The organism is Frigidibacter sp. ROC022, from assembly GCF_024723735.1.
Taxonomy (GTDB): Bacteria; Pseudomonadota; Alphaproteobacteria; order Rhodobacterales; family Rhodobacteraceae; genus SLM-1.
Window position 1 is genome coordinate 1 of the sequence record NZ_JANQDU010000015.1, and the last position, 2,987, is coordinate 2,987.

The 2,987-nt window shown below is 66.6% G+C and carries 3 protein-coding genes; 1 reads left to right on the forward strand and 2 read right to left on the reverse strand.

What is annotated here, in order from left to right:
• Positions 1-91: 91 nt before the first annotated feature.
• Both NUW50_RS21295 and NUW50_RS21300 read right to left on the reverse strand, forming a co-directional pair.
• A complete protein-coding gene (locus NUW50_RS21295) occupies positions 92-763 on the reverse strand; it encodes an ABC transporter ATP-binding protein (protein WP_258291205.1) in 672 nt (223 codons plus the stop codon).
• Positions 760-2,016, reverse strand: a complete 1,257-nt coding sequence (locus NUW50_RS21300) for a sugar transporter (RefSeq protein ID WP_258291206.1) — start codon at positions 2,014-2,016, stop codon at positions 760-762. The genes NUW50_RS21295 and NUW50_RS21300 overlap by 4 nt, the downstream gene beginning before the upstream one ends.
• 99 nt (positions 2,017-2,115) lie before the next feature.
• Here NUW50_RS21300 and NUW50_RS21305 point away from each other — a divergent pair, with 99 nt between their 5' ends.
• Positions 2,116-2,928 carry an ABC transporter permease gene (locus NUW50_RS21305; protein ID WP_258291207.1) on the forward strand — a complete coding sequence of 271 codons (813 nt, stop codon included), beginning with the start codon at positions 2,116-2,118 and terminating at the stop codon, positions 2,926-2,928.
• Positions 2,929-2,987 lie beyond the last annotated feature (59 nt).

The window sequence follows — 2,987 nt, forward strand, 5'->3', positions numbered from 1 at the left end:
AGGTTTCACCAGGGCCGATTTCGACGCCGCGGACGTCCTGCTCTGAGCCGCACAAGACCCTGACAAGGCGAATCCGGCCGAAAACGCGCGCTCAGACCATGTCCGAGCGCGCCTGCATCAGCCGTTCGTGATGCGCGATCGCCTCTTCGACATCGGTGTAATAGGTCAGCCGCCCGGCCTCCAGCACCGCGCCGTGCTGGCAGAGCCGCCGCACCTGGCCCATGCCGTGGCTGACCACGATCGCGCCGCTGCGGGTCAGCCGGTCCTCCATCAGACGATCGCTCTTCTGCCGGAACGACCGGTCGCCGGCCGCGGTCACCTCGTCGACCAGATAGGTGTCGAACTCGATCCCCATCGAGATGCCGAAGGCCAGCCGGGATTTCATCCCCGAGGAATAGCTGCGCGTCGGCAGGAAGAACTGCCGCCCGAGCTCGGAGAATTCCCGGACGAAGGCGACCAGCTCGTCGGTATCGACCCCGTAGACCCGGGCGATGAAGCGGGTGTTCTGCAGGCCGGTCAGCAGCGGGTGGAAGCTGCCGGCGAAACCCACCGGCCAGGAAATCGAGCCGGTGCTGAGCACCTCGCCCGAGTCCGGCTCGCTGATCCCGGCGATCATCCGCAGCAGCGTCGATTTCCCGGCCCCGTTGCGGCCCAGGAGCGCCACCGAGACGCCGGAGGGGAACACCACGTTCAGCCGGTCGGCGACCACCTTGCGCTGGCCCCGCAGCAGGAAGCTCTTGCACAGGTCACGCAGTTCGATCAACGCCGGTCCCTGAGCGAATAATAGACCATCCCCAGGATCGCCCAGCCGGTCAGCAGCAGCGCCCCGATGACCGCCAGCAGGACCGGCCGCTGCGGATATTCCGGGGTCTCGGCGAGGGTCGGCTGGATGTAGGCGGCCAGATAGCGGGATTTGCGCTGCGCTTCCGCGACCGCCGCATCATAGGCCGAGCGCGCCGACAGATAGCTGTTCTCGGCAAATTCCAGATCCACCGCCAGGGCCTCGTAATCGCTGACCAGTTCCGAATAGCCGTCGTCCTCGACCTTGCCGTCCTGCACCCCGGTCGCCGAGAACCGGGCCCGCTCTTCGGCGATCCGCTTCTCGATCACCTCGACCCGGCGCTGCGCCTGCACCACCCGCGGGTCCTCGGCGCGGCTGTTGGACTGCAGCATGTCCAGCTCGATCAGCGCCGCCGCCAGCTGCGCCTGCAGCGTGTTCAGAAGCCCCATCCGGCCCTGGATATCGGCCAGGGGATCGACGATCCGGGTCCGGGACCGGAAGGCGGTGATCGCCGCCCGGGCGGATTTCAGCCGGGTGAGCGAATGGTCGAGTTCCTCGCGGGCATGGCGCGTGGCATCCTCGCGGGCGATGTCCGACAGCGCGTTGATCATCTTGCTGCTCTCGGAGAACACCAGCTGGGCGATCTTCTGGGCATCCTCGGGCGAGAAGGCCTTGACCCGGATCTCGATCAGCCCCGAGGAGCGATCGTAGAACACGCTGACCATCCGCTGCCAGTAGCGCAGCAGCGTTTCGACCCTGGCATCGGCGGGCAGGGAGAAAACAGGGTCTTCTTCCCTTGTATAGACACTTTTCAGGTCGATCTTCTCGGCCACCGCGCTGACCATGTTCTGGCTGCGGATGAACTCGTAGAGGATGTCGGAGTCGCTGGTGTCCGAGCCGGTCAGCTGGGTGATGCCGCCCAGCAGCTCCACCGCCGACCCGCTCTCTTCCTTGCGCACCGTGAAGCCGACATGGCTGGCATACTGGTCCAGCGCCACGGCATAGAGATACCAGGCCGCCACGGCGAAAGGCAGCACCACCAGCAGGAGAAAACTGGCGATCAGGCCCAGGTGCCGGCGCCGCAGCCGGGCCGGGCGGGCCGGCCTGAGCACGCCTTCGCCGGTCTGGCCCTGCGGCGGCACCGCCCGCAACGCCGGACCGAGGGCCGGGCCGGGACGCGGCCGGGCCGGATCCGGGTCCGCCGCCCCCTTCGGACCTTTGGCGATCTCTTCCAATTGGGCGCCTTTCCGCTATGCTCGCGCGGCAGAGGTTATCGCGAAGCGGCGGCACCGGCAAACCATGATCGTTGAACTTCTCCCCCGCGGGCGCCGCTGATGGACCGGCCGATTCCCCGGCCCCCGCTGCGCCCGGCGCAGAGCTTCGGGCTGCGCCGCAGCCCCCGGGTCATCATGGCGCTGGTGTTCCGCGAGATGTCCACCACCTATGGCCAGTCCAGCCTCGGCTATCTCTGGGCCCTGCTCGAACCCCTGGCCGGGATCCTGCTGCTGACCCTGGTGTTCTCGCTGGCCTTCCGCTCCCCCTCGATCGGCACCAGCTTTCCGCTGTTCTATGCCTCCGGGCTGCTGCCCTATCTGGCCTATCAGCAGATCAGCCAGAAGATCTCCCAGGCGCTGAGATTCTCGCGGCCGCTGCTGTTCTACCCGCGGGTCACCTTCATCGATGCGCTGCTGGCGCGGCTGATCCTGAATGCGCTGACCCAGGTGATGATCTTCGTGCTGGTGCTGGCCGGGATCCTGATCGCCTACCGGATCGACGTGATCCTGAACATTCCGGCGATCGCGCTGTCGCTGGCGATGAGCTTTTCCCTGGCCTTCGGGGTCGGGGTGCTGAACTGCTATCTGTTCTGGCAGATTCCGATCTGGCGCAGTGTCTGGAAAGTGGTGAACCGGCCGATGTTCGTCCTGTCCTGCGTGCTGTTCATCTTCGATGACGTGCCGCAGCCCTACCAGGACTGGCTGTGGTGGAATCCGCTGGTCCATGTCGTCGGCATGATGCGCAGCGGCATCTATGCCACCTATGACTCGAGCTATGTCTCGCCGCTCTACGTCTTCCTGGTGGCGCTGGCGACGGCGGCGTTCGGCCTGCTGCAGCTGCACCGCTGGCACCGCAACATCGTCGAGGACTGAACGCCGCCGCGGCTCAGAGCAGGACGTCCGCGGCGTCGAAATCGGCCCTGGTGAAGCCC